Below are 21,295 nucleotides of genomic sequence, written 5' to 3'. Positions count from 1 at the left end.
GACCAGATTTAACTATATTCGCATAATACAATCTATTATGAGGTGTAGACGAACCGCTCCACGGCATCGTGGACACGGCTGTGGCTGCTGTTGTTGTGGTCCCCAGAGACGCAAGCCGGAACGTCTCGAAGGGCGAAGGGGGATCGACGAGAAACTGGAACGGATCGAACAACGACTCGAAGCGCTAGAGCGCGACGGGTAGCAATGTCCCGAGACCTGCTGGTGCGGGCGATCGACGCGGTCGAGACAGCCCGTGACGCAACCACGAGTAGTGACAAACGAGATCGACTTGAGCAGCTCGGATCACAGCTACGGGCACAGGCTGACCGCGATGCGACCCCGGCACTCGGAGCCCTCGATAGAATTCAGACCAAGCTCCGAGAGATCAAGGATGACACAGACGAGGAAACTGTCACAGACGCCCTAGCAGAAGCGAGGGAACACATCCTCTCGTTTCTCGGAACGCTCGACGACCGCGGTATGAAACAACACTGAGGAGGCACAGGTTCCTCGACCGGCGATTCCTGATCCAGTATGCAACTCGCACTCGTTCTCGAAACGAACGATCCCGAACGGATTTGGAATGTGTTCCGGCTCGCGAACAAGGCGCTTGATGCCGGCCATACCGTCGAGACGTTTCTCGTCAATAATTGCGTCGAAGCTCCCGATGCTGAGCACGAAAAGTTCAATCCCCACGGGGCATTGTTGAAATATACTAAGAACGGAGGCGAGTTGGCTGCTTGTGGAACGTGTATGGATTCGAGAGGGTTGGAGGAAGACGAACTCCGGGCACGATCATCGATGGACGAATATCTTCGAATCATTGAGGATGCTGATAAGGTCCTCACCTTCAGTTAGACAACTCGGATAGACGGCTAAACGCCGCCATCGTGCTGACTACATACTCTGTATCGGTCACGCTCTTACTGACAGCTATCGGGCAGTTCGTTGATTCCGTGCTGAAAGAGAGCACATATTCAGCAAGTCTACTGTACTCTGGGGAGATCGGTACCTATTCGATATTCTGCCAAATGCTTATTCGGTTTCCCCACCTTCTTCAAACAATGAGTCTATTCAAGAAAGCCGGAAAGACGTTCGAGGAAGCGAAACAGACGTTCGTAGAGGGAGAGGAGGCCGAGTACGTCTGCCGATCCTGTGAGGAGCCAGTAGCTGACAACTATGAGTACTGTCCCCACTGCGGCGAAGAGACGGTTGAACCAGTAGAGTGACCTTCTGGCCCGGAACTTCCCGTCGTTGGGTATCGATCGATCTGTTCATCCCCTCTTAACGCCTGTTTCGGTCATCGTAGTCGGAATGTCCAATCGGATTTTGCTGACTAGATCCTCTGTATCTCGCAGCATCCACCTGACAACTTCTGTATAGGTGATACCGGCGTCCGCAAAATGAAGGGCACATATTCAGCGGATACTGACGATGAGTTGGCAGAGGAACTCATACTGTTTATTGTAAGTCGTTACCGGTGGTTCGCCAGCGTGGTCCGGCGAACCACCGGTAAACAGTTACAATAATCCGTATCAGGCGGAACGGATTCGACGTGTGAACTGATCCACTATTCCGTCAGCGTGTGTCGAACGAGTCGATCACGTCACTCGTCGAGTACCGCTCGACTACGTCCTGTTCGTCGAAGTCGGAATCGTCACTCCAGATGGCCGCACCACTGGCGATCGCACAAGCTAGGTAGAGCACGTCGCTGGGGTCGATGTCGCCGATCGCTGCGTTCGCCTCCCCAATAGCCGGATGGAACTCGTCGACGGGAACGATCTCGATGTACTGGAACAGGAGGTCGACGAACTGCGCTACTCGGTTCGGGTCCATCCCTGATTTCTCCGCGATCAACTCCTCGTAGTTCTCGATTTCGTCGTGGACGAGCGCGGGAGTCAGGAGGTCCGGGTCTAGCGTGACGATGAGTTCCCGCGTTTTCGAATCGGCGACGAGCGCGGAGATGACGACGTTGGCATCGACGACCAGCTTCATTCGTCGGCTCTACGTCGGTTCCTCGTCAACACGCTTCCGCCCGCTCTCGTTGATTTTGTCGGCGATATCCCGAACGTCGCTCTCGGTGAGGTCGCTTTCGCTGGTAAGTTCGTCCATCACTTCGAGCGCGTCGATCTTTTTTTCGATAGCCTGCCGCGTGACCTCGCTCCAGTTGATCTCCGGATGCTTCTCCATTCGCTCTTTGAGGTTGTCGTCGACATTGACCGTGATCGAAGGCATACAGGATACTATGAAATCACAGAATACTGTGTCTTTTGATGTGTCCAGCAACCCTCGATTTCCACCGTTTCAGGCCCAGCAAGGGAAATCGTTCAGCGACCGACCGAGCGCCTGCAGCGCCCATCGCCGATTTCTCGGTCGTAATCGCACGACAACGACGGGGTAATCGTCGATGTCATCGGCTCTGAACGCACTGCCGTTGATTTCGTTCAGCTACTGAACGATTCCGACCGATGGCGGTTTCATCCCGTGGTTCGCTACATCTATACCGCGATCAAATGGATCTAATCATTGGGCCATTGAACGTGATTCCTACCCGATCGCAGGAAAGTGGGTTTACGCCGACCGGCTCCGACACACGGTGATCAGTCCGATCGTTCGGCGTCGGCCCTCGCGACGTTGCCCCGGTACGCCTCTGCCTGTAACACGCTCTCGACGGCGCGCGTGTACGCCGCTTCTCGCCAGGTGCGTGTCGTCTCGGACGCCACTTTGATCTCTCGAAGGTCGGCGAATGCTTCTCGGAGCTGTGTCGCCAACTTCTCACGCACCCGCTCTTCCGTCCAGTACTCGTTCGTCGTGTTCTGCACCCACTCGAAGTACGACGCCGTGACCCCGCCGGCGTTGGCGAGAATGTCCGGGATCACCGGAATCCCCCGCTCGGTAAGGTGTTCATCCGCCCGCGACGTCGTCGGGCCGTTGGCCATCTCCAGCACTGCGTCCGCCTGCACCTCCGCCATGTTGGCCTCGGTGATCTGATTCTCGATGGCGGCCGGAATCAGCACGTCGACGTCGAGTGTCAACAGGTCGGCGTTGGTAATCTCCGCCGCACCGAACTCGAATAGGTCGTCGCTCGACTCGTACGCATCGAACAGCGCCGGCATGTCGATGCCGCTCGAATCGTGGATTCCGCCGTCGACGTTGCTGACCGCAACGACATCGTATCCGCGCTCGTGAAGGAACTTCGCGAGGTAGGAGCCGACGTTTCCGAACCCCTGAACCGCGACGGTCGTTCTCTCCCGTGTCATCTCCACCTCGTCCACGAACTCGTCGAGGATCACTGCCCCACCGAGGGAGGTCGCGTATTCGCGGCCCTCGCTCCCGCCGAGTTCGACCGGTTTCCCTGTGATCACGCCCGGTGCCTGCCCCCCGGTGATCGACTCGTATTCGTCCCGCATCCACGCCATGATCCGGCCGTCGGTGTTCACGTCGGGCGCGGGGATGTCCGTCTCCGGGCCGATGTTCCGGTGGTACTCGTTGATGTAGGCTCGCGAAAGGCGCTCCAGTTCGCCCTCCGAGAGCCGCGACGGGTCGACCTGTATCCCCCCTTTGGCGCCGCCGAACGGGATGTTGGCGACGGCACACTTCAGCGACATCAGGAAGGCCAGTTCGTCGACTTCGTCGGCGTTCACCGACGGGTGGTACCGAATCCCACCTTTCGTCGGTCCACGGGCGGTGTTGTACTGGATCCGGAAGGAGGGGAACACCTCCACGCTCCCGTCGTCCATCCGTATCGGGATGTTCACGTTGATACGACGTTTGGGCTGTCGGAGGAGGTCCAGTTCCCGATCGGCGAGCCGTCCGACTTTCGATACACGATCCAGTTCGGTCGTACACACGTCACAGAGCGTTTCCGTCCCAGTGGGTCCGAGGTCAGTATCCATCGACTGTCACCGATCGTTCGTTCACTGAAACACGACAAATAGTCCCGGCGAGTGTGCAACGCAGTTCACACGGCACGTGCTATGATCCCGGACCGAGACTACAACGAGGTCACACACCGCACAGCTCTCTGCGGCGAATTCGGATTAGCGTCGACTGTTGTTTCGGGCCGAAAGCACGACGCTTCCGGCATGTTTCCGGACGGATTGGTTCGTCGACCCGAACATGAACTTCCGCAGACGGCCTTTCGTCGGAGCGCCGATGATCGTGAGGTCGTAGCACCGCGATTGGTCGGTGATCGCCGCCAGAGTGTCTGTCGTCTCGAGCACCCACTTCGTCGTAGTGTCCGGGCGGCCGATCCAACGGTAGATGTCGTCTACCAACTCTTCGGCTTCGTTTCGCCGCTGATCGGGTGCGTCATCGTCGATGACGTGTAGGATGTCGATCCAAGCGTCGGAGCCGGTAGCGATAGAGGCTGCCACATCGGCGGCTAGCCCCGAGTGAGGGCCGCCAGCAATCGGGAGGAGAATCGATGCCGGATCCGTGAATCCGGTCCGACCGTTCACGACGACCACGTCTGCATCGGCGTGGGCCGCAATCCGTTCGGTGATGCCCATGCGGAGGCGACGCTCACGGCTGCTCCCGGGCACGATGAGGGTATCCACGTTTCGCGTTCTGACTGCTTGGAGGACGCCGGTCACGACACCGCGGGTGTAGACACAATCCCCGTTCACTCGTGGAAGCGACTCGGTGGTCTGATCGAACACCCACTCCAGAAGGTCGGCTTCGTCGCCGTCGGATATCTCGTGATGATATTCGTTAGGTATCCCTGAGATAGTACTAACCGGATTGATGACCGTCAGCGAGGCGTCCGTCGCGCGTGCGAGCGTCGTTGCGACTTTCAACTGATCGGTCAGCGCAGGAACCGCTCGGGTGAGGAGCGGAACGAGAATCTGATTCCCATCGAATCGCCCTACCACGTGGGATGTCGCATCGGGCGTCTCACCGTCGGTTGCGAGTAATCCACCCAGCGACGGCGAATGCATACTCCGTACATCAGAGTCGACTTACAAAAATCAGCGGGTCCGTTCATCGACGGGTCGGGGAGCAGGTCCTCACGTTCCGTCCCGCGCCTGACGGTCCGGGCGAGGCCGTCGCTCGGGACGACGAGACTGGGACGTACTGGACACTCTCGGGGGAGGCCGTCGCTGGGGAGCTCGCGGGGCGGACGCTCGACCGACATCCCCACTGGGACGACCTCTTCTGGTTCAGCTGGGCGGCGTTCAGACCGGATACCCGCGTGTTCACGTCGGAGGCGACATCGAGCGCGTGATACGGTTACGAAGATTCGTATGAGACGGCCAAATCCGAGCGTGTAGCTCCAATGCACAGCCGATACGGGGTTAATACTGTTCCCGTCGTCGCTGATACTAATGGTTGGTCAGACTACCGTCCCGTCGTCGCCGGAACTATCGTCGTTACGAGCACTCCCGCCGAGCGCGAAACTGGTCGCCAAGACGCTGGAGTACGAGGGCCGTCTCACACAGGCGGAACTCGTCGAATCGACGCGACTTCCGGACCGAACAGTTCGTTACGCACTGCGGAAACTCGAAGACCAGGATGTGGTGACCTCCCGAATCTCGTTCGCCGACGCCCGACAGCGCGTCTACTCGCTACGACCGCCTAGGGGTACGAGAAGGGGACCAGCCCAGTCCACCCCGCGCAATCAGTGATCGTGTCCGCCGCGGGTGAACTGCCCGGAGAACGCCCGCTGGACGACTTCGGGGAGGGCCGGGTGGATATGAATACTCTCGCGGATGTCCTGTACGGTTCCGGTGCCGGCCGTCATCGCGACGACGACTTCCTGCACGAGCGTTGAGGCGTCGGGGCCGACGATGTGGCAACCGAGTATTTCCCCGTCGAGGTCGACGAGCACCTTCACGAAGCCTTCGGCTTTCATCGCGTCGCCGCGGGCGGTCTCCTCGTATCGGTAGGTGTTGGTCGCGTAGTCCCGTCCCTCGGCTCGGAGGTCGCTCTCGCTGGCGCCGACGCCAGCCACTTCCGGCGAGGCGAACACGGCGAAGGGCATCGCGCTGTAATCGATCGGCTCGAGGTCGCTCCCGAAGATGTTTCGCGCGACGGTCCGTGCTTCGTGGTTGGCGTTGTGTTTCAGCAGGTACTCGCCGACGATATCGCCAAGCGCCCACACGCCGTCGGCGGCCGTCCGCAGGTACTCGTCGGTTTCGACGAACCCCTGCTCGTCGGTTTCGACCCCCGTGGCATCGAGGTTCAGCGTGTCGGCGTTCGACACGCGCCCGGCGGCGATCAGCAACTCGTCGCCCGTCACGGTGACGCTTGTGTCGTCGTCGACGATACCCCCATCGTCTCCGTATTCGTACGGCTGTGCCTCGACGGACACGGTTCCGCTACTCTCGGAGACTGCGGTCGCAGTGTGGCCGGTGTGGACGGTGAATCGGTCGGCGTACCGTTCGGTGAAGGATTCGGCGACTTCGTCGTCGGCCTCCGGAAGCAGGTTCGGTCGACGGCCGATGATCGTCACGTCGCTGCCGAACGTCCCGAAGAAATGGCCGAGTTCGGCCGCGATGTAGCCACCGCCGACGATCACGAGATGGTCCGGGGGCGTTTCGAGTTGGAGCGCCTCCGTGCTCGTCACATAATCGACCTCGTCGATACCGTCGATAGACGGAATCGCCGGCCGTGATCCCGCCGCGATGAGGATCGTCTCGGCCCGGAGTCGGGCCCCGTCGTCTTCGCCGTCGACGACTTCGACCGTGTGGTCGTCGACGAACCGTCCTTCTCCCTCGAACAGGCTGTGTTGGGACGACGAGCGAAGGCCCTGTCGGATGGATTCCGCGTCCGCCTCGACTTCCTCGTTCACTTCCCGGACGATGTCGGCGAACCCGACGTCCTCGACGCGAGCGTCGATGTGAAACGCCCCGGCACGCTCGACCGTTTCGAGGACGTCCGCGTGATAGAGCAGTAACTTCGATGGGATACAGCCGCGATTGAGACAGGTGCCGCCCAGTGGCCCCTTCTCGACCACGGCGACGGACTGCCCTTGATTCGCTGCAACGTTGGCGACGTCGAGACCCGACCCGGAGCCGATCACCAGAAAGTCGAACTCTTCCATACGTCCGTTCACACGTCTTCGAGTATGAACGTCCGGTTGCATTCCGACATTTCCTCGTGGTAACCTACTCACCAAATGGTTAGCGAATTGATTATTAGTCCAGAGCACGTGATCAGGAGTGGAGATAACTATGGCTACTGAAACCACAACGGCCTCGTCAGTATCGTCCGTGACGTCGGATCAATGGATCGCCGGAGCGGCCGGCGGGTTCGTCGGGAGCATCCTCTTCGGGCTGATGATGATGTTCGTCATGCCGGCCCCGCTGCTGGAGGTGGTAATCCCGGCCATGTACGGTATCGACGGCCCGGCGTTGCTCGCAGGCTGGGCGATCCACCAGTTCCACGGTGTCGTCCTCGGTCTCGTGTACGTCGCGCTCGTCCAGTTCGGACCGCTACGCGAACCTGCCCGTGAGTTCACCGGAGCGATCGGTCTGGGCGTCGTCTACGGCATCCTGACGACGCTCGTCCTCGCGGCGCTCGTGATGCCGCTGTGGCTCGCCGCCGTCGGCTTCCCCGCTGCGCCCCCGTTCCCGAACGTCGCGTTCCCGGCGACGATCGTCTCGACGATCGGCCACGTCGTCTACGCGATTCCCCTCGCCATCGCGTACGCGATGTCGACGTAGGTCGTTTTTCCCTCCGCCGTCGTCTGTGCAACGCCGTCCCAACGTCGCTTCAGGTATTAGATACCACGCTGCGTCCGAGTATGTGCAATGCCAACAGCAACCGTACGCGGACACGAGATCCACTACCGAACGGACGGCGACGAGGGACCACCGATCGTGATGGTCCACGGCGTGCCCACCAACAGTTCCCAGTGGGAACCGATTCAGGACCTCCTCTCGCCGTATTTCCAGACGTACGCCATCGACCTCATCGGTATGGGAAAGAGCGACAAACCACTGGACGACTGGGAGTACTCCTGGGAGAACGACTCCCACATCATCGCGGAGTTGATGGACGAGTGGGGCCACGACTCGATGATCGTCGCCGGCGACGACTGGGGCGGTGGTATCGCGCTCGACTTCGCCGCTCGCTACCCGGACAAGACGGACATCTGTGTCGCCGTCGACCCGGTCGCCTACGACAACTGGCCGGTCGCGGAGATCGAATCCATCGGCCGGCTGGCCTTCGTCGACGACGAGGAGGAGTTCCGGAAGGCCGTCGCGGATTTCCCGATGAAACTCGTCCAGACCCTCCGGACGATGGTGCACGACCCGAGCAACTTCCGGGGCGGGGCGGTCAAAGAAGACGTTCCGACGGCACGGACGACCCATGACCTGCGGAAACTCCGCGAACCGTACGAGACGGTCGACTACGCCGCTGGCGGCTCACAGCTCAACGGCGACGCCGGCTACGGCTCGCCGAAACTCGACGCCATTCGCGCCCTCGCACTTCGTGGGGCGTCGCTCGACCCCGACTGGATGCTCGACGTTCCCTACGAGGATATCACCGCCCCGACGATGCTCCTCTGGGGCTTGCAGGACATCATGATGGACTCGGCGATCCGGTTCCGATTCAGATACGACATTACGAACGCACCGGTTCGCATCCAGCCACTCCAGGAGGCGGGCCACCTCGCGCTGGTGGATCAACCCCACCTCGGCGCCGACGCGATCATCGACTTCGTCACCGAACACCAGGGCGCCGACGTCCTCGCCGACCGGTACATGGGATTCCCCGAAATCCTGTGATCGGTCGTGTACCGTCGTTGCACGCCGCCGCGTGGCTTTTTATACCGGAGCTTCCATCGACGGTATGGATTTCCGAGCACGAATTCCTCTTCGGGGGATGCAGAGCGCATGAGTGCGAACGAGAACTGGGTGCGACGGGAGCGTTCGTTCCGCGGTATTTCGGAACGGCTCGCGATCACCTATCTCGAAAACCTGGGCGCAGAACGGGTCGACGACGACCGCGTCGCTGCCGACGACTGGACGGCGACGCTCTCCTCACAGACCGTCGGGATCGGCCCGTCCGTTTCGCTGACGCAGGTCGACCTGATCTTCGAGGGTGACCCCAACGCCCTCGATTCGCTTATCGAACGCTTCGCCCAGAAAGCGATGCGTGCCGGCGGATAAGCGCCGCAGTAAAACGTATCTCTAATTTATACTCGACACTTGAGTGTCGGTCGATCCGATCACGTATCGAATCAGTTCGTCGTACGCTGGACGACGATCCGTAATCGTCGGTAGTCCGCAATCGACTGACTGTCCTCGAATGGTCCGTCTCTACGTTCACGCGCGGTGTTAGAGACGACAGTTATCAGAAAGTAATAACTTCGTACCCGTCGGCGACGAGCGACCGAATGCTCGGGTGCCCGTCGTGGTCGTCGAGCGTGACCAGTCCGGCGTCGTTCACGATGTCGTCGACGCCGAACGCGCCGGCGCAGTAGTCACAGACGGAGGTATCGTCCCGAACCGTCCGATAGAGTTCGTGGTAGTCGCTGTCCTCGTCTTCGAGTTCGGGAATCCACTGCGTCCCGGCTCCGTCGAAGATGAGTTCGACGTCGTCGCCGTCCGTCTCGGCGAACTCCTTGGCCGTTTCGAGCCCGTTCGCGAGACGGCCTTGGTCGGCGTGTGAGTCGGTGCCTGCGAGAACGATAACTGCTGCTTTCACCATTCCGGCTCCTGGTACGCCGCCGCCTCATATAGGGGACGCGTGGCTGTGCAATCCGCACACCTGGTCCCACTCGATTTAAAAGGCCCCCGTCGAAGGCCAGACTCGATACTGGGACTTCGAGGCCAGTCGAGTAGAGACCGCGGTCGGGGATGGGTTTCGGGATTCGACCGACGTGCGGCCGGAAGGACTAGAGTTCGACGTCGCTGACGCTCTCGACGTCGAACCGGGTTACGTCGGGCTCACCGTCGAGCAACTCGGGGAGTGCCGCCTCGAACTCGCCGAAATGATCCGTTTCGACGTGTGCGCCGAACGCCGCTTCGCTCTCGTACCGTTCGACGAACCGGAACAGGTTCGGGTCGTCGATATCCGTGTTGACCCGATAGTCGATGATTCCATCCTCCGCCCGGGACTTTTCGGCGAGCTCTCGCATCAGTTCGACCGCTCGGTCGCGGTGGTTCGGATCGATCGGAAACGTCGCATGGACGACGAGCATTGCACTCCTACCCGAACGGCGAGGGTGTATATAGGCCCGGCAGGCGTGCGGCACCGTTGCACGAGATCGATCGGTTCGCATCCTCGCCGGGGTTCCGCGGTGTGGCGACCGCCGCGGGGATCGACGACGGACTCACACACCTAATCGTACGTGTGGAACTCGGTGGCCTGTTCGAGGAGTTCGTCCGGCATCCCGGGCACTTCGTCGCTTCGAACGGGCCCCTGTTCCTCGACGAGGTCGGGATCTCGCGGGAAATCCCGCAACGTCCAGTGGATCGAAATCCCCGCTTTCGCGCCGTCTCCTAGCGCGATCGGCACCTGGTTGTGCCCGGGTGTGAGATCGCCGATCGCGTAGACGCCGTCGACACTCGTCCGCCCGTGGTCGTCTACCTCCACGGTCCCGTCGTCGTTCAGTTCACAGCCGAGGTCGGTCGCGAGCCCGCTGTTGTAGTCGGCGCCGTACAGCGCGAAGCCACCCTTGTACTCGCGGACGGCTCCCCCTTCGAATTCCAGCGCCTTCAGCCATCCGTCGCTCCCGTTCTGGACACCGGTCACGTCCTCGTGGATCACGTCGATCGGATGTGTGTCGAGCATCTCGTCGGTGTCGTCGCTCCACGCTGGCTCGTCACCCCGAGTCAGTAGGTCGACCTCGTCGGTGAAGTTGAGCAGGATTGCAGCGACGTGGGCCGCGCTCTCGCCGTACCCCATCACGTACACGGACTCGTCCGCGAACATGTGTGCGTCACAGTGGAGGCAGTAGTGGAGCCCGCGACCGGTTCGAGGGAGCGGCGGGTCCGGTCGCACGTCGTTCATGCCCGTCGCCAGCGCGACCGCGTCGGCCACGTAGTCCACGTCGGTGCCGCACAGGCGGAACCGGTCGTCGTCAGTCCGGCCGGCCGATCCGATTCGATCCGAGAGTACCGTACAGCCGTACTCCTCCAGTTGCTCCTTCCCGATCTGCAGGAGCTCCATCCCGCTCGTCTCTTCGGTCGTTCCGACGAGGTTGTGAACGTCTTTCATCATCGCTGCCCGGCCCCCGCCACGGTCGACGAGTGCTGTTTCGTGCCCGAGTCGCACGCTGTACAGTGCCGTCGACAGCCCCGCTGGTCCGCCACCGACGACGACGACTTCGTACGCTTGCTGGTCTACAGCCATACGACGACCGTCGGTGGGGGATCTAAACGTACTATCCCGAGTGTGTGCCGGCGTTAAACGCCCGCGCTTCGGTTTAATACACGTCTGTCGTACCGTACACCGTCTCATGGCCTCGATCACCGCTGGCTTGGTCGGTGGGTTGCTCGCGACGATCGTCATGACCGCCGTAATGATGATGCCAGGCGATGGCGACTCACAGCCGACGGCTGCTCTCGTCGAGAAATTCGCTGGTGGCGAACCGAACGACCACGCCACGCCGGGAATGATCCTTCACAGGGTCTACGGCGTCGTCCTCGTCGGGTTCCTGGGGACCGGCATCCTCGCGTGAATCACTGGATAGTATCGTAACCAATCAAACCACAAATAGACGAAACCAATGTCACGACTACCACTACTCGAACTGGACGAGATTCCGGAAGAGTACCATTACCTGTTCACGGACGATTACCTCGGTGACCGCCACATCTTCCGGGTGTGGGCGCACAACCCCGAAATTCTCCAGGCGACGCTCGAGTATCTGAACACGCTGTACGAACAGCTCGGTCAGCGTCGCAAGGAACTGGTCATCCTCACCGTGGCGCGAGCACGCGGCGCCCGATACGAGTGGCACCAGCACGTCGACATCGCCCGCGACAAGGGCGTTACCATCGAGGAGATGCGAGCGATCGGGGGCAACGACCTCTCGCCGTTCGACGACGCGGAGTTCGTCCTGCTCCAGTACGCCCGCGCAGTCGAATCGGGGACCGTGACCGGCCCCATCCACGACGCGCTGGAACGACACTACTCGTCGGCGGAGATCGTCGCGATCGGCCTCCTCGTCGACTTCTACGTCGGCCTGTGCAACTACATTGCGTCCGTCGATCTGCCCTTCGAAGGCGGCGAGTTCGTCGGCTGGCATCCCGATCCTGACACCGTGGCGGAGTTATTCGATGACGCGTGACTGCTCGATGAACTCCCGGTGACATACATGATGGATGATCGCGCCGTCGGTGCTGGGCACCTCGTCGCTGTACTCGGAGTGGGGGTTCCGCTCGTCGCGCTTGGAACACTCGATGTCGGGACGGCTGGATCGCTACTCGCGAGTCTCTCGTTTCCCGCCGGGTTTCCCGTCGATCAGTTCCTCGCGCACTGGTGGGTGTTCCCGGCATCGATCCTCTTTTCGATGATCGCGCTCTCCTCGGGCGTCTCGGGTGCCCTCTTTTTCAGCCCCTTCTTCATTCTCGTCGTCGGCCTGTCGCCGGCGCAGGCCATCGGTGCCGGGCTCATGACCGAGGTGTTCGGCATGGGGAACGGCCTCCTGAACTACGTCCGGCAGCGCGTCGTCGACTACGCGACGGCGAAGTGGCTTCTCCTCGGTGCCGTCCCGTCCGTCGTCGTTGGCGCACTCGCCGCGCACTACGTTCCGACGACGCTTCTGACGCTCGCATTCGGCGTCGGCCTCCTCGGACTCGGGGCCTTCCTCGGCCTCCACGACCCGCCGGAAGAGTGCGTTCCCGGCGAGGAAGAAAACGAGTTCCTCGAACGAAAGAACGCGGGCCGGGGTACGACGGTCGTCGAGGCGGCCGATGGCGCGACCTTCACTTACGATACCTGCTGGCGACTGCCCGGAGTCATGCTGGCCACCGTCGGCGGGTTCGTCACGGGCCTCATCAGCGCCGGGCTTCCCGAGATCACGACGACACAACTCATCGTCCGGTGTCGACTTCCCCCTCGCGTGGCGATCGCGACGAGCGTGTTCGTCCTCGCTATCGCTGCGCTGGCCGGGGCTATCGTTCACGCACTCGCGGCGACGCCGGTCTGGTACGTCGTTGCGTGGTCGATCCCCGGCGTCCTCATCGGCGGGACGGTTGGAACCCGGATCGGCAAGTACCTTCCCAGCGACCTCATGGAGCGGGCACTCGGGGTGGTGTTCGTCGGCGTCGGTCTGATCGTCCTCGCGAGCGAACTGCTCGCGTGAGCTTCGATATGGTGTTCGAGTGCTCTCGGGCTCTGTCTCTCGCACGCCGGCTCGTGTAATCGATTCACACACCCACGGTATCGTTAATGAAACTCCCACCGCAGGTCGTGCCGTGATGAGCCGTCTGGAACTGTACGACAGGCAGGACTGTCCGTATTCGAAGAAGGTGCGGGACAAACTCGAGGAACTGGGCGTCGACTACGACGAGACGGTGGTGCCGGACAAGCACACCGACCGCGACGAGGTTCACGAACGCACCGGACAACGGGGCGTTCCGGTGCTGTTCGATCCGTCGCTCGACGACGGCTGGCTCGCCGACAGCGACGCCATCGTGACCCACCTCGAACGCACCTACGGCTGAGATGAGTTCCACGACTCGTTCCGAACGCGACCGCTCGGGCCTGTCGACGCTCGTCCCCGACGATCCGGAGCAACGGCAGGCGTTCGTCACCGAGGTACTGTCCGGGGAACTACAGCGCGAGGGTCGTGTATCCGAAGCTCTCCTCGACTCCGCCGTGACCCAGTATCTCACGTCGGTTCTCGCCGACGGGACCGACCGAACGCGACGGGAGTTCGCCCAGTACTGTGTCGAACACGACGTCCGATCCGAGACGCTCTCGAAGCTACTGGTGGCGATACAGTCTCAGCTGATCGAACGCGGGGAACGACTCCAGTCGGTCGACGCGGTCGAGCTTCGGCGACTAACGAGCCGCGACATCGCTGCGATCAGTGCGGCGTGTGCCGAGGCGAGCAGCGCCGGGTCGGATCGCGGAGGGGCCGAAGTGATCGACGAGGTTCACTCGCAGGTGGCGGACGTAACCGACCGCTCCGCGGAAATCGCGTCCCTCACGGAACAGCAGGCGTCGAACATGGACGACCTGAGTGGAGAGGTCGGAGACATCAGCGCGGCCGTCGAGGAGATCGCCGCCTCCGTGGACGAAATCGACACCCAGAGCGACGACGCGGCCGCCCTCGCCGAGGAGGGCTGTGCCAGAGCGAGCGAACTCAGCGAACGGATCGAAGAGATTCATACGCGAGCGACGGGCGTTCGCGAGGCTGTGGGAACGCTCGCCGATCACACCGAGGACATCGGCGAGTTCGTGGATACGATCGACGACATCGCGGATCAGACGAACCTGCTGGCGCTCAACGCCTCGATCGAAGCGGCACGCGTCGACGAGGGTGAGGGATTCGCTGTCGTTGCGGACGAGGTGAAATCACTCGCCGAGGAGAGTCAGGAGGAGGCGGCACGCATTCGAGCGTTGGTCGAGACGATCGACGGCGCCGTCGATGGGGTCGTCGACGACATCGAGAGCGTCCACGAACAGACCGAAGCCGGGCGTGAGGAGGCGGCTCGAGCCGTCGAGACGTTCGAAGCGATTGACGAGGTCAACGGCCAACTGTCGGAGAGTATGGCGGACGTGGCGACGGCGACGGATCAACAGGCCCGAAGCACCGAGGAACTCGCCATGATGGCCGACGAGGCCAATCGGAAGACGGAGATGATACTCGACGAAGTCGAGGGGATCGACGACAGCAATCGCGAGCTACTGGACCTGCTCGAATCGTCGGTGGACGAGTGAAAGCGTCGAACGGGGCCGTAGTGCATCGATTCCAGCGATATCTGGCTATCGTCACGAACGAGCAACGTTCGTTGTCCGTCCGTTGCACAGCCGAGGTGTGGTTATACGGCTTCGTGGAGTGGGTTCGGATGAACACATGTCCACCGACGAATTCGACCTCCGTGAACCGGAGTTGACCGCTGCCGACCTGCTCGTCCTCGACGACGAGCATTTCGCCCCCGAGACGGTCGCCATCGTCACTGGCGCGGCCTCGGGAATCGGTCGTGCAACGGCTGTCGCGCTCGCGGCGAACGGTCTCACGGTCGTCGGGGCCGACATCGACGAGGACGGCCTCGACGGTACCGTCGAACTCGCCGACGACGTGGATGCCCCCGGAACCGTCCATCCCGTCCCGACCGATCTCACGGACGAGGACGCGGTCGAGGCGATGGTCGACGCTGCAGCCGAAGCTGGCGACCTCCGGTACGTCGCCAACGTGGCCGGGATGCAACACATCGCCTCCATCCCCGACTTCCCGATGGCAAAGTACGACCTCCTGCTCGATATCATGCTCCGCGCGCCGTTCCTCACTGCGAAGCTCGCGATGCCGCACATCCGGGCGACCGACGATGGCGTCGGCGCAATCGGCAACATGTCCTCGGTCCACGGTCACTACGCGACGCAAGACAAACCCGCGTACATCACGGCGAAACACGGGCTGACCGGTCTGACACGCGCCATCGCCGCGGAGGGTGAGGGCACCTTGCGGGGCTTCTCGGTCAGCGTCGGCTACGTGCTGACGCCGCTGATGGTGAACCAGATCGAGGACACGGCCGAAGAGCGGGGTATCTCCGAGCAGGAAGTCGTCGAGGACGTGATGCTCGGCCAGGCACGGACGAAGGAGATGATGACGCCCGCCGAGGTGGCGAATCTCTTCGTCTTTGGCTTCTCCAGCCACGGCAAACACCTCAACGGCGGCGACATGCTCCACGACGGCGGCTACACCACGACCTATGAGTGACTCCACGAACGTCGCCATCGCCTGTCAGGGCGGTGGGAGTCACACGGCCTTCACCGCCGGCGTCCTGAAGGAACTGCTCCGCGAGTGGGACGACGAGTACGAACTGGTCGGGATCAGCGGCACCTCGGGCGGGGCGTTCAACGCCCTGGCGACGTGGTACGGTCTCGTCACTGCCGACGCGGAGCGGTCGATCGACCTTCTCGACGCGATCTGGGACGATCTGTCGGCGTCCGACCTCTCGGACCAGTTCATGAACGAGTTCGTCGTCGGCCTGTCGCGGCTCGCGAGCGCCGGCGTCCCGATGTTCGAGGTCAGCCCGTACGACGTTCCCGGCGCTGAAGTTGGCAAAGACGCGATCCGGGAGACGCTCGAACGCCACATCGACTTCGAGGAGATTCCCGATCTGTGTCGGCGTGACGTGCCCGAACTCGTCGTCGGCACGGTCAACATCAACGCCGGTACGTTCGAGACGTTCACTAACGAGGACGTGACGCCGGAGGCCGTCCTCGCCTCCGCCGCTGTGCCGAATCTGTTCGAGGCCGTCAAGATCAACGGCCACTATCACTGGGATGGACTGTTCTCGCAGAACCCACCCATCGACGACCTGATGGCCGTCGAGGCGTCCCGCAAACCGGACGAATTGTGGGTGATCCAGATCAACCCGCAGGTGCGCGAGGGCGAACCCTCCTCGCTCGAGGAGATCGCCGACCGCCGCAACGAACTCTCGGGCAACATCTCGCTGAATCAGGAACTGCGGGTGATCGAGCGGGTGAACGACTGGATCGATCAGGGATACCTGCCCGAGAGCGAGTTCAAACGGACGGAGATTCATCGGATCGAGATGGGCGAGGCGTACCACTGTTCGACCAAAGTCGACCGACGGCCGTCGTTCATCCGGGAACTGATGGAACTGGGTGAACGGCGGGGGGCCGAGTTCAGGGAGGAGCGGTGATCGACGATGGACCGGTCCGGTCCCGTCCGCGTCGTGGTCTGGATGCGAGACGCGCCGCCGCCGGACGGTCCTCGTTCGAGGGTGCTCGACCGGCTCCGTGAACTGGAAGCCGACGGCGCCGTCGACGACGTGTCGGTTCGCGTCTGGGGACGGTACGTCGATCCGCCTTCCGACGCTCCCGCAAGCGAGGAGGGGCCGATCCAGACCCGAATCGCCGAGTTCGAGGCGTGGGCCGACCGCGAAGGCCACTCCCTCGAACCGGCCTTCGGGCGGTGTGAACGGTCGACGATGGTCTCGGCGGAGCGACGGGAGGTGATTCGCCTCCCGCTCCAGTGTCTGGCGGTTTACGCCGGCGACCGACTCGTCGGCGTGTTCCCGTGTTCGACTGGCAGTGGCACCGAGACCGTGGCTGACTGCATTCGGCGCCTCGGAACAGAGGCTATCGTCGACGACGAGTAGACGCCCGAATCAGTTCGCTGCGTCTCTGAACGCCGCTTCGACGACCTTGCTCAGCGTCGGGTGGGCGTGGATGGTCTCGCCGACGTCCTCGACGGTGAGGCCGTGTCGCATCGCGACGACGGCCTCGTGAAGCAGCGTCGACGCCTCGTAGCCGATGGCGTGCGCGCCGAGGATAGTCCCGTCGGTCGCCGCGAGCACTTTCACGAAGCCGTCGTCGAGTTTCTTCGCGCGACCCATCGCAGAGTCGGCGTAGTCCGCCCGGCCGACGACGTACTCCCGACCGTCGAGTTCCGCCTCGGTCTTCCCGACGCCGGCGATCTGTGGCTCGGTGAAGATGGTGTGTGGCATCGCCGAGAGGTCGAGCGCCCGTCGGTCGGCGTGGACGACGTTCGCCACCGTGTGTCGCGTCTCGTAGTCTCCAGAGTGTTTGAACAGCGCGTTTCCAGCCACGTCGCCCTGTGCCCAGACGTTGTCCGCGCTCGTCTCGAGGTACTCGTTCGTCTCGACGAATCCGCGGTCGTCGACCTCGATGCCGGCGGCGTCGAGGTTCAGCGAGTCGGAGTTCGGTCGTCGACCGAGCGCGACGAGTACTTCGCTCCCGTCGACGGTCAGTTCGTCACCGGCCTCGGTTTCGGCGTGGACGGCGTAGCCGTCGCCCGACGCCTCGACGGCCGTGACGCGATGCCCAGTGTACACGTCGTGGCGGGCGGCGGCGAGTTCCGTGAACAGGTCCGCCACGTCGCCGTCCTCCCGGTGGACCAGCCGGTCGTTCATCTCGACGATGGACACGTCGGTGCCCATCGTCTCGAACACGTACCCTAATTCGACGGCGATGTAGCCACCACCCATGATGACGAGACTGTCCGGGAGGTCGCGCCGGTAGAGCGCGTCTTGGCTCGTGAGGTACGCGATGTCGTCGAGACCGTCGATGGGTGGGACGACCGGGCGACTTCCCGTCGCGACGACGACCTTGTCGGCGGTGACGGATTCGCCGCCGAGTGCCACCGTCCGTTCGTCGACGAACTCGGTGTACTTGTCGAACAGCGTCAGGTTGGGCCGCTCGCGGTACCGTGCCTCCATGTCCGTGGCGATGCCGCCTAGCAGGTCGTCCATCTCGTCGACGACGGCCGCGTGATCCACGTCGTCGAGCGTGGCGTCGACGTGGAAGCGCTCGGCCTCGTGGACGTGTTCGACGGCGTTCGCGGCCTGAATCAACATCTTCGAGGGGTTGCACCCGCGGTTGAGACAGGTGCCGCCCAGCGGTCCCGGTTCGACGAGCGCCGTGTCGAGTCCCGCGTCCGCCGCCGCCGAGGCGACGTTGTTTCCGGTTCCCCCGCCGATGACGAGCACGTCGAAATCACTCATGTGACTCGGGATACGCCGGGCGGAATCAAATAAGGGGTAGCGACTCCGCAACGGCGTTGCACGACCACCGAAGGTGGCGTGTCTCGTTCAGTCGTCGGGGAACGATTCCCAGAACACGTCCGGGAGTTCGCGGTCCGGATTCTCGGCCATGTAGTCCTGTTTCGTCACGTTGGCTTCCTCGATGAGTGCGGCCGCCTCCCCGGCCCAGATGTAGAAGCCGATCAGCGTCTCGCGGCGCATCCGCTCTAGGTCGACCGAGTGATAGACGTTGACCACGCCGCCTGCCTCACGGTTCAGTTCGGATCGGCGAAGCAGACCGATGTCGACGAGTTTGTTCAGGTACCGCGTCACCGTGCTCCGGTCGTAGCCCAGCGATTCGGCGACTTCGTTCGCCGAGAGTGGACCCTCACCGATGACACAGAGACAGATGTCGAGGCCGGCTTTGGGGAGGCCGAACGCGTCGAGGAGGACCTGTCTGACGTCGGGTGGTTTGACGGTGATATCGCAGTCGGTCACGCGTTGCATCGACTCTCCGTGACAGGACATCGGTGGGTCGTCGCGGCCGAGCGCGAGAACCACGTTGTCACAGTCGGGACACTCGAAGACGTCGTACCTGCTGGATGACGGATCGTACTGAACCGCCTCGGTCGCCTCGTTCGTGTCGTGTTCAGACATCGGTGGCCACTCCCAGCATTCGTACCCAGAGACGACGGCGGAATCCATAAGTCTGCCCCGTGCGCTCACCCACGATCGGTCACCTCCGCGTCGACGACGATCATCTCGTCGAGATCGAGCGCGAGGAGTTCTTCACCGGTTACGGTTATTCTGACCCGCCCGTTGGCGTCGATGTCAGCTAGCGCGCACGATTCCAGTCCGTCGAGCTGTTCGCGGACCGTTCGCTCGTCGGCGGCGAGCGCGTCCGCGAGCGATTCGACCGACGTTCGCTTCCCGGTGCTGGCGTCGCTCTGTCTCTCGAGTTCCTCCAACACGTCCCTACGGGTTACTGACATTCTTCGTTCTGCTCGTTCGGCGCTCGACGACGTCGCGCGACTCTCGGCTCGTGTATCGTCCTCATCGGAGGAGAACCATAATTTCGTCGTTGACGAGGGTATCGTTCGGCACCACTGCTCTCGACACCGCACAGGTGTGGTCTCTCACGTGGAGGCGCTGTCCGTGGTCGACGCTGTCCGGTTGACTCGCGTCCGAACGCTGTGGATCGAGGGGGTGTGTCACGGGTGGCCTCCGAACGATATCGTCGCTGTCGTTACATACGGCTTCGGCGACCGTGCAATCGGATTACAACTGCTCCGCGGAAAACGTGGCAGCCATCGCCAGCTAGCGTCCCGGCAGCCAGTCTCGCAGGTTCGAAAACGGCCGCTAGACGAGCACTCCGACGGATATCGCGGAAGCGGACGTTCTATCCGCGACCGCCGGCGAGCTTCGTCGCCTCGGGGAGGTTCCGGAGCCGCTGCATCGACAGCGTGCCGAGAATCGGGCCGAGAGCCAGCGGCGCGAACGCCCAGCGCCAGCCGACCAGATCCACGATCATCGGGATCATCTGGATCGACACGGTCGTCAGGAGGAACCCGATGGCCGTCTGGAGCGTCAGCGCCGTCCCGACGTAGGACCCTTCGGCGAGTTCGGAGACGGCCGCCGAAAACTGGGCCGAATCGGCGACGATGACGAATCCCCACACGAGGACGAAGGGGACGAGAACGAGCAACGACGACCCGAAGACGAATCCCGCGGCGATACAGGCGACGCTGCTGATGGCCATGCTCGCGCTCGTCGTCCCCGTTCGACCGAACCGATCGGCCGCCGAGCCGGTGACGACGGCGCCGACACCACCGATGGCGATAGTCCCGAACGCCAAGAGGGAGGCGAGACTCGACGAGTCACTGATCCCGCCGTTCGCCGCGACGCTCGCGATCAGGTAGGCGGGGATCCACGTCCAGACGGCGTAGAGCTCCCACATGTGCCCGAAGTACCCACCGTTGGCCAGCATCGTTCCCCGGTCCCGGAGGATGCGACCGATCGCGCTCGGATCGAACGGGGCCGCCGGTGCCTGATGCGGCCCGGGCTCGACGAGGAGGACCAACAGCCCACCGAGTACAGACAGGCCCGCGGCCCCGTACAGCACGACCCGCGGTTGTCCGACGCCGCCGACGGCACGGAGCAGGTGCGGAAGCGCCGAGCCGACGGTCAGCGCGCCGACCAGCATGCCGATTGCGAATCCGCGGCCCTCCTCGAACCAGCCGGCGAGAATCTTCATCCCGGTGGGGTAAACCCCGGCCAGGGCGACGCCGGTCAAAAATCGGAGACCTATGGCCGGCACGGCCGACGTGACGAATCCAGCGATTGCGGCCGTGAACACTGCGCCGGCGACGGCCGACGCCGCAAATAGGTAGCGGGGTCGGATCACGTCCGCGAGCGTGAGGGCCGAGGAGAGGAGCGCACCGGCGACGAAGCCCAACTGCACTGCGATAGTCAACCACGCCGTCTCGCCGTCGGTGAGCCCCCACTCAGCCGCCAACTCCGGCGCCGCAGCGGTCGCGCTGAACCAGAGAGACATGGCGAGGAGTTCGGCCAGCGCGATCACTAACAGCACTCGGTGTTTTCGGGATACCATAGTAGGTATCGAATGGTAACTACTTGAGCTACCAAAAGCGTCA

28 protein-coding genes are annotated in these 21,295 nt (G+C 62.7%); 16 read left to right on the top strand and 12 right to left on the bottom strand.

The window, feature by feature from the left end; translation table 11 throughout:
• Positions 1–204 precede the first annotated feature (204 nt).
• The 3 genes from EI982_RS03595 to EI982_RS03585 all read left to right on the top strand — a co-directional run bounded on the left by EI982_RS03595 (position 205) and on the right by EI982_RS03585 (position 1,229).
• Entirely contained in the window at positions 205–495 is a 291-nt protein-coding gene (locus tag EI982_RS03595) for a DUF7553 family protein (protein ID WP_157688176.1), read from the top strand.
• A gap of 39 nt (positions 496–534) precedes the next feature.
• Positions 535–858 (top strand): DsrE family protein, encoded by a 324-nt coding sequence (locus tag EI982_RS03590; protein ID WP_157688175.1) that lies wholly within the window; start codon positions 535–537, stop codon positions 856–858.
• 206 nt (positions 859–1,064) lie between these two features.
• A complete protein-coding gene (locus tag EI982_RS03585; RefSeq protein WP_157688174.1) occupies positions 1,065–1,229 on the top strand; it encodes a hypothetical protein in 165 nt (54 codons plus the stop codon).
• Between the two features lie 349 nt (positions 1,230–1,578).
• On the opposite strand, the gene EI982_RS03580 is transcribed toward EI982_RS03585, so the two are convergent.
• The 4 genes from EI982_RS03580 to EI982_RS03565 all read right to left on the bottom strand — a co-directional run bounded on the left by EI982_RS03580 (position 1,579) and on the right by EI982_RS03565 (position 4,940).
• The gene (locus EI982_RS03580) at positions 1,579–1,995 is read right to left on the bottom strand and encodes a PIN domain-containing protein (protein WP_157688173.1); all 417 of its coding nucleotides are present in this window, start codon (positions 1,993–1,995) and stop codon (positions 1,579–1,581) included.
• 9 nt (positions 1,996–2,004) lie between these two features.
• The gene (locus EI982_RS03575; RefSeq protein WP_157688172.1) at positions 2,005–2,235 is read right to left on the bottom strand and encodes an AF_0619 family ribbon-helix-helix protein; all 231 of its coding nucleotides are present in this window, start codon (positions 2,233–2,235) and stop codon (positions 2,005–2,007) included.
• Positions 2,236–2,600: 365 nt separating this feature from the next.
• The gene (locus EI982_RS03570) at positions 2,601–3,896 is read right to left on the bottom strand and encodes a Glu/Leu/Phe/Val family dehydrogenase (RefSeq protein WP_157688171.1); all 1,296 of its coding nucleotides are present in this window, start codon (positions 3,894–3,896) and stop codon (positions 2,601–2,603) included.
• 144 nt (positions 3,897–4,040) lie between these two features.
• Entirely contained in the window at positions 4,041–4,940 is a 900-nt protein-coding gene (locus tag EI982_RS03565) for a universal stress protein (protein WP_157688170.1), read from the bottom strand.
• Here EI982_RS03565 and EI982_RS19120 point away from each other — a divergent pair.
• Positions 4,880–5,227, top strand: coding sequence for a DUF3179 domain-containing (seleno)protein (locus EI982_RS19120; RefSeq protein WP_394352061.1), 348 nt, complete (start codon positions 4,880–4,882; stop codon positions 5,225–5,227). The two genes, EI982_RS03565 and EI982_RS19120, sit on opposite strands and share 61 nt — an antisense overlap.
• Positions 5,228–5,327: 100 nt before the next feature.
• A complete protein-coding gene (locus EI982_RS03555) occupies positions 5,328–5,627 on the top strand; it encodes a helix-turn-helix domain-containing protein (RefSeq protein ID WP_157688168.1) in 300 nt (99 codons plus the stop codon).
• Here EI982_RS03555 and EI982_RS03550 read toward each other — a convergent pair.
• On the bottom strand, positions 5,621–7,045 hold the full coding sequence (locus tag EI982_RS03550; RefSeq protein WP_157688167.1) for a dihydrolipoyl dehydrogenase: 1,425 nt from the start codon (positions 7,043–7,045) through the stop codon (positions 5,621–5,623). The two genes, EI982_RS03555 and EI982_RS03550, sit on opposite strands and share 7 nt — an antisense overlap.
• A 169-nt stretch (positions 7,046–7,214) precedes the next feature.
• Here EI982_RS03550 and EI982_RS03545 point away from each other — a divergent pair, with 169 nt between their 5' ends.
• The 3 genes from EI982_RS03545 to EI982_RS03535 all read left to right on the top strand — a co-directional run bounded on the left by EI982_RS03545 (position 7,215) and on the right by EI982_RS03535 (position 9,119).
• Entirely contained in the window at positions 7,215–7,667 is a 453-nt protein-coding gene (locus EI982_RS03545; protein WP_233255282.1) for a hypothetical protein, read from the top strand.
• Between the two features lie 87 nt (positions 7,668–7,754).
• Positions 7,755–8,735 (top strand): alpha/beta fold hydrolase, encoded by a 981-nt coding sequence (locus EI982_RS03540; protein WP_157688165.1) that lies wholly within the window; start codon positions 7,755–7,757, stop codon positions 8,733–8,735.
• A 108-nt stretch (positions 8,736–8,843) separates the two neighbouring features.
• Positions 8,844–9,119, top strand: a complete 276-nt coding sequence (locus tag EI982_RS03535; protein ID WP_157688164.1) for a MoaD-like domain-containing protein — start codon at positions 8,844–8,846, stop codon at positions 9,117–9,119.
• A gap of 184 nt (positions 9,120–9,303) precedes the next feature.
• Here EI982_RS03535 and EI982_RS03530 read toward each other — a convergent pair whose 3' ends face one another.
• The 3 genes from EI982_RS03530 to EI982_RS03520 all read right to left on the bottom strand — a co-directional run bounded on the left by EI982_RS03530 (position 9,304) and on the right by EI982_RS03520 (position 11,307).
• Positions 9,304–9,660 (bottom strand): DsrE family protein, encoded by a 357-nt coding sequence (locus tag EI982_RS03530; protein ID WP_157688163.1) that lies wholly within the window; start codon positions 9,658–9,660, stop codon positions 9,304–9,306.
• A 187-nt stretch (positions 9,661–9,847) separates the two neighbouring features.
• Positions 9,848–10,153 (bottom strand): putative quinol monooxygenase, encoded by a 306-nt coding sequence (locus EI982_RS03525; protein ID WP_157688162.1) that lies wholly within the window; start codon positions 10,151–10,153, stop codon positions 9,848–9,850.
• Positions 10,154–10,293: 140 nt separating this feature from the next.
• Positions 10,294–11,307: an NAD(P)/FAD-dependent oxidoreductase gene (locus EI982_RS03520; RefSeq protein WP_157688161.1), complete on the bottom strand. Its 1,014-nt coding sequence runs from the start codon at positions 11,305–11,307 to the stop codon at positions 10,294–10,296.
• Positions 11,308–11,413: 106 nt separating this feature from the next.
• On the opposite strand from EI982_RS03520, the gene EI982_RS03515 reads away from it, so the two are divergent.
• The 8 genes from EI982_RS03515 to EI982_RS03480 all read left to right on the top strand — a co-directional run bounded on the left by EI982_RS03515 (position 11,414) and on the right by EI982_RS03480 (position 17,258).
• Positions 11,414–11,635, top strand: coding sequence for a hypothetical protein (locus EI982_RS03515; RefSeq protein ID WP_157688160.1), 222 nt, complete (start codon positions 11,414–11,416; stop codon positions 11,633–11,635).
• 48 nt (positions 11,636–11,683) lie between these two features.
• Positions 11,684–12,247 (top strand): carboxymuconolactone decarboxylase family protein, encoded by a 564-nt coding sequence (locus EI982_RS03510; protein ID WP_157688159.1) that lies wholly within the window; start codon positions 11,684–11,686, stop codon positions 12,245–12,247.
• Positions 12,248–12,277: 30 nt separating this feature from the next.
• Complete coding sequence (locus EI982_RS03505) at positions 12,278–13,264, top strand: sulfite exporter TauE/SafE family protein (protein WP_157688158.1); 987 nt, start codon at positions 12,278–12,280, stop codon at positions 13,262–13,264.
• A 115-nt stretch (positions 13,265–13,379) separates the two neighbouring features.
• Positions 13,380–13,625: a glutaredoxin family protein gene (locus EI982_RS03500; RefSeq protein ID WP_157688157.1), complete on the top strand. Its 246-nt coding sequence runs from the start codon at positions 13,380–13,382 to the stop codon at positions 13,623–13,625.
• Between the two features lies 1 nt (position 13,626).
• A complete protein-coding gene (locus EI982_RS03495) occupies positions 13,627–14,847 on the top strand; it encodes a methyl-accepting chemotaxis protein (RefSeq protein ID WP_157688156.1) in 1,221 nt (406 codons plus the stop codon).
• 136 nt (positions 14,848–14,983) lie between these two features.
• Positions 14,984–15,847, top strand: a complete 864-nt coding sequence (locus tag EI982_RS03490) for an SDR family oxidoreductase (RefSeq protein ID WP_157688155.1) — start codon at positions 14,984–14,986, stop codon at positions 15,845–15,847.
• Entirely contained in the window at positions 15,840–16,799 is a 960-nt protein-coding gene (locus tag EI982_RS03485; protein ID WP_157688154.1) for a patatin-like phospholipase family protein, read from the top strand. Before EI982_RS03490 ends, EI982_RS03485 begins: the two co-directional genes overlap by 8 nt.
• A 6-nt stretch (positions 16,800–16,805) precedes the next feature.
• Positions 16,806–17,258, top strand: coding sequence for an HTH domain-containing protein (locus EI982_RS03480; protein WP_157688153.1), 453 nt, complete (start codon positions 16,806–16,808; stop codon positions 17,256–17,258).
• 9 nt (positions 17,259–17,267) lie between these two features.
• On the opposite strand, the gene EI982_RS03475 is transcribed toward EI982_RS03480, so the two are convergent.
• From EI982_RS03475 to EI982_RS03460, 4 genes are all read right to left on the bottom strand, one after another.
• Positions 17,268–18,623, bottom strand: coding sequence for a dihydrolipoyl dehydrogenase family protein (locus EI982_RS03475; RefSeq protein WP_157688152.1), 1,356 nt, complete (start codon positions 18,621–18,623; stop codon positions 17,268–17,270).
• 87 nt (positions 18,624–18,710) lie between these two features.
• A complete protein-coding gene (locus EI982_RS03470; RefSeq protein WP_157688151.1) occupies positions 18,711–19,298 on the bottom strand; it encodes a helix-turn-helix domain-containing protein in 588 nt (195 codons plus the stop codon).
• Positions 19,299–19,363: 65 nt separating this feature from the next.
• A complete protein-coding gene (locus EI982_RS03465) occupies positions 19,364–19,633 on the bottom strand; it encodes a hypothetical protein (RefSeq protein WP_157688150.1) in 270 nt (89 codons plus the stop codon).
• 407 nt (positions 19,634–20,040) lie between these two features.
• Positions 20,041–21,252, bottom strand: a complete 1,212-nt coding sequence (locus tag EI982_RS03460) for an MFS transporter (RefSeq protein ID WP_157688149.1) — start codon at positions 21,250–21,252, stop codon at positions 20,041–20,043.
• Positions 21,253–21,295 lie beyond the last annotated feature (43 nt).

Origin of the sequence: Haloplanus salinarum (assembly GCF_009762275.1) — an archaeon.
Lineage (GTDB): Archaea > Halobacteriota > Halobacteria > Halobacteriales > Haloferacaceae > Haloplanus > Haloplanus salinarum.
This window is presented reverse-complemented; position numbering and strand designations above follow the sequence as displayed.

What these genes read in the sequence shown, in the direction of transcription:
- EI982_RS03485 (WP_157688154.1), top strand. Translation starts at nt 15,840, where the DNA reads ATGAGTGACTCCACGAACGTCGCCATCGCCTGTCAGGGCGGTGGGAGT.
- EI982_RS03575 (WP_157688172.1), bottom strand. Translation starts at nt 2,235, where the DNA reads ATGCCTTCGATCACGGTCAATGTCGACGACAACCTCAAAGAGCGAATG.
- EI982_RS03585 (WP_157688174.1), top strand. Translation starts at nt 1,065, where the DNA reads ATGAGTCTATTCAAGAAAGCCGGAAAGACGTTCGAGGAAGCGAAACAG.
- EI982_RS03475 (WP_157688152.1), bottom strand. Translation starts at nt 18,623, where the DNA reads ATGAGTGATTTCGACGTGCTCGTCATCGGCGGGGGAACCGGAAACAAC.
- EI982_RS03565 (WP_157688170.1), bottom strand. Translation starts at nt 4,940, where the DNA reads ATGCATTCGCCGTCGCTGGGTGGATTACTCGCAACCGACGGTGAGACG.
- EI982_RS03555 (WP_157688168.1), top strand. Translation starts at nt 5,328, where the DNA reads ATGGTTGGTCAGACTACCGTCCCGTCGTCGCCGGAACTATCGTCGTTA.
- EI982_RS03510 (WP_157688159.1), top strand. Translation starts at nt 11,684, where the DNA reads ATGTCACGACTACCACTACTCGAACTGGACGAGATTCCGGAAGAGTAC.
- EI982_RS03580 (WP_157688173.1), bottom strand. Translation starts at nt 1,995, where the DNA reads ATGAAGCTGGTCGTCGATGCCAACGTCGTCATCTCCGCGCTCGTCGCC.
- EI982_RS03590 (WP_157688175.1), top strand. Translation starts at nt 535, where the DNA reads ATGCAACTCGCACTCGTTCTCGAAACGAACGATCCCGAACGGATTTGG.
- EI982_RS03480 (WP_157688153.1), top strand. Translation starts at nt 16,806, where the DNA reads ATGGACCGGTCCGGTCCCGTCCGCGTCGTGGTCTGGATGCGAGACGCG.
- EI982_RS03540 (WP_157688165.1), top strand. Translation starts at nt 7,755, where the DNA reads ATGCCAACAGCAACCGTACGCGGACACGAGATCCACTACCGAACGGAC.
- EI982_RS03470 (WP_157688151.1), bottom strand. Translation starts at nt 19,298, where the DNA reads ATGTCTGAACACGACACGAACGAGGCGACCGAGGCGGTTCAGTACGAT.
- EI982_RS03515 (WP_157688160.1), top strand. Translation starts at nt 11,414, where the DNA reads ATGGCCTCGATCACCGCTGGCTTGGTCGGTGGGTTGCTCGCGACGATC.
- EI982_RS03530 (WP_157688163.1), bottom strand. Translation starts at nt 9,660, where the DNA reads ATGGTGAAAGCAGCAGTTATCGTTCTCGCAGGCACCGACTCACACGCC.
- EI982_RS03490 (WP_157688155.1), top strand. Translation starts at nt 14,984, where the DNA reads ATGTCCACCGACGAATTCGACCTCCGTGAACCGGAGTTGACCGCTGCC.
- EI982_RS03520 (WP_157688161.1), bottom strand. Translation starts at nt 11,307, where the DNA reads ATGGCTGTAGACCAGCAAGCGTACGAAGTCGTCGTCGTCGGTGGCGGA.
- EI982_RS03550 (WP_157688167.1), bottom strand. Translation starts at nt 7,045, where the DNA reads ATGGAAGAGTTCGACTTTCTGGTGATCGGCTCCGGGTCGGGTCTCGAC.
- EI982_RS03535 (WP_157688164.1), top strand. Translation starts at nt 8,844, where the DNA reads ATGAGTGCGAACGAGAACTGGGTGCGACGGGAGCGTTCGTTCCGCGGT.
- EI982_RS03500 (WP_157688157.1), top strand. Translation starts at nt 13,380, where the DNA reads ATGAGCCGTCTGGAACTGTACGACAGGCAGGACTGTCCGTATTCGAAG.
- EI982_RS03570 (WP_157688171.1), bottom strand. Translation starts at nt 3,896, where the DNA reads ATGGATACTGACCTCGGACCCACTGGGACGGAAACGCTCTGTGACGTG.
- EI982_RS03465 (WP_157688150.1), bottom strand. Translation starts at nt 19,633, where the DNA reads ATGTCAGTAACCCGTAGGGACGTGTTGGAGGAACTCGAGAGACAGAGC.
- EI982_RS03525 (WP_157688162.1), bottom strand. Translation starts at nt 10,153, where the DNA reads ATGCTCGTCGTCCATGCGACGTTTCCGATCGATCCGAACCACCGCGAC.
- EI982_RS03460 (WP_157688149.1), bottom strand. Translation starts at nt 21,252, where the DNA reads ATGGTATCCCGAAAACACCGAGTGCTGTTAGTGATCGCGCTGGCCGAA.
- EI982_RS03495 (WP_157688156.1), top strand. Translation starts at nt 13,627, where the DNA reads ATGAGTTCCACGACTCGTTCCGAACGCGACCGCTCGGGCCTGTCGACG.
- EI982_RS03595 (WP_157688176.1), top strand. Translation starts at nt 205, where the DNA reads ATGTCCCGAGACCTGCTGGTGCGGGCGATCGACGCGGTCGAGACAGCC.
- EI982_RS19120 (WP_394352061.1), top strand. Translation starts at nt 4,880, where the DNA reads ATGTCGCATCGGGCGTCTCACCGTCGGTTGCGAGTAATCCACCCAGCG.
- EI982_RS03505 (WP_157688158.1), top strand. Translation starts at nt 12,278, where the DNA reads ATGGATGATCGCGCCGTCGGTGCTGGGCACCTCGTCGCTGTACTCGGA.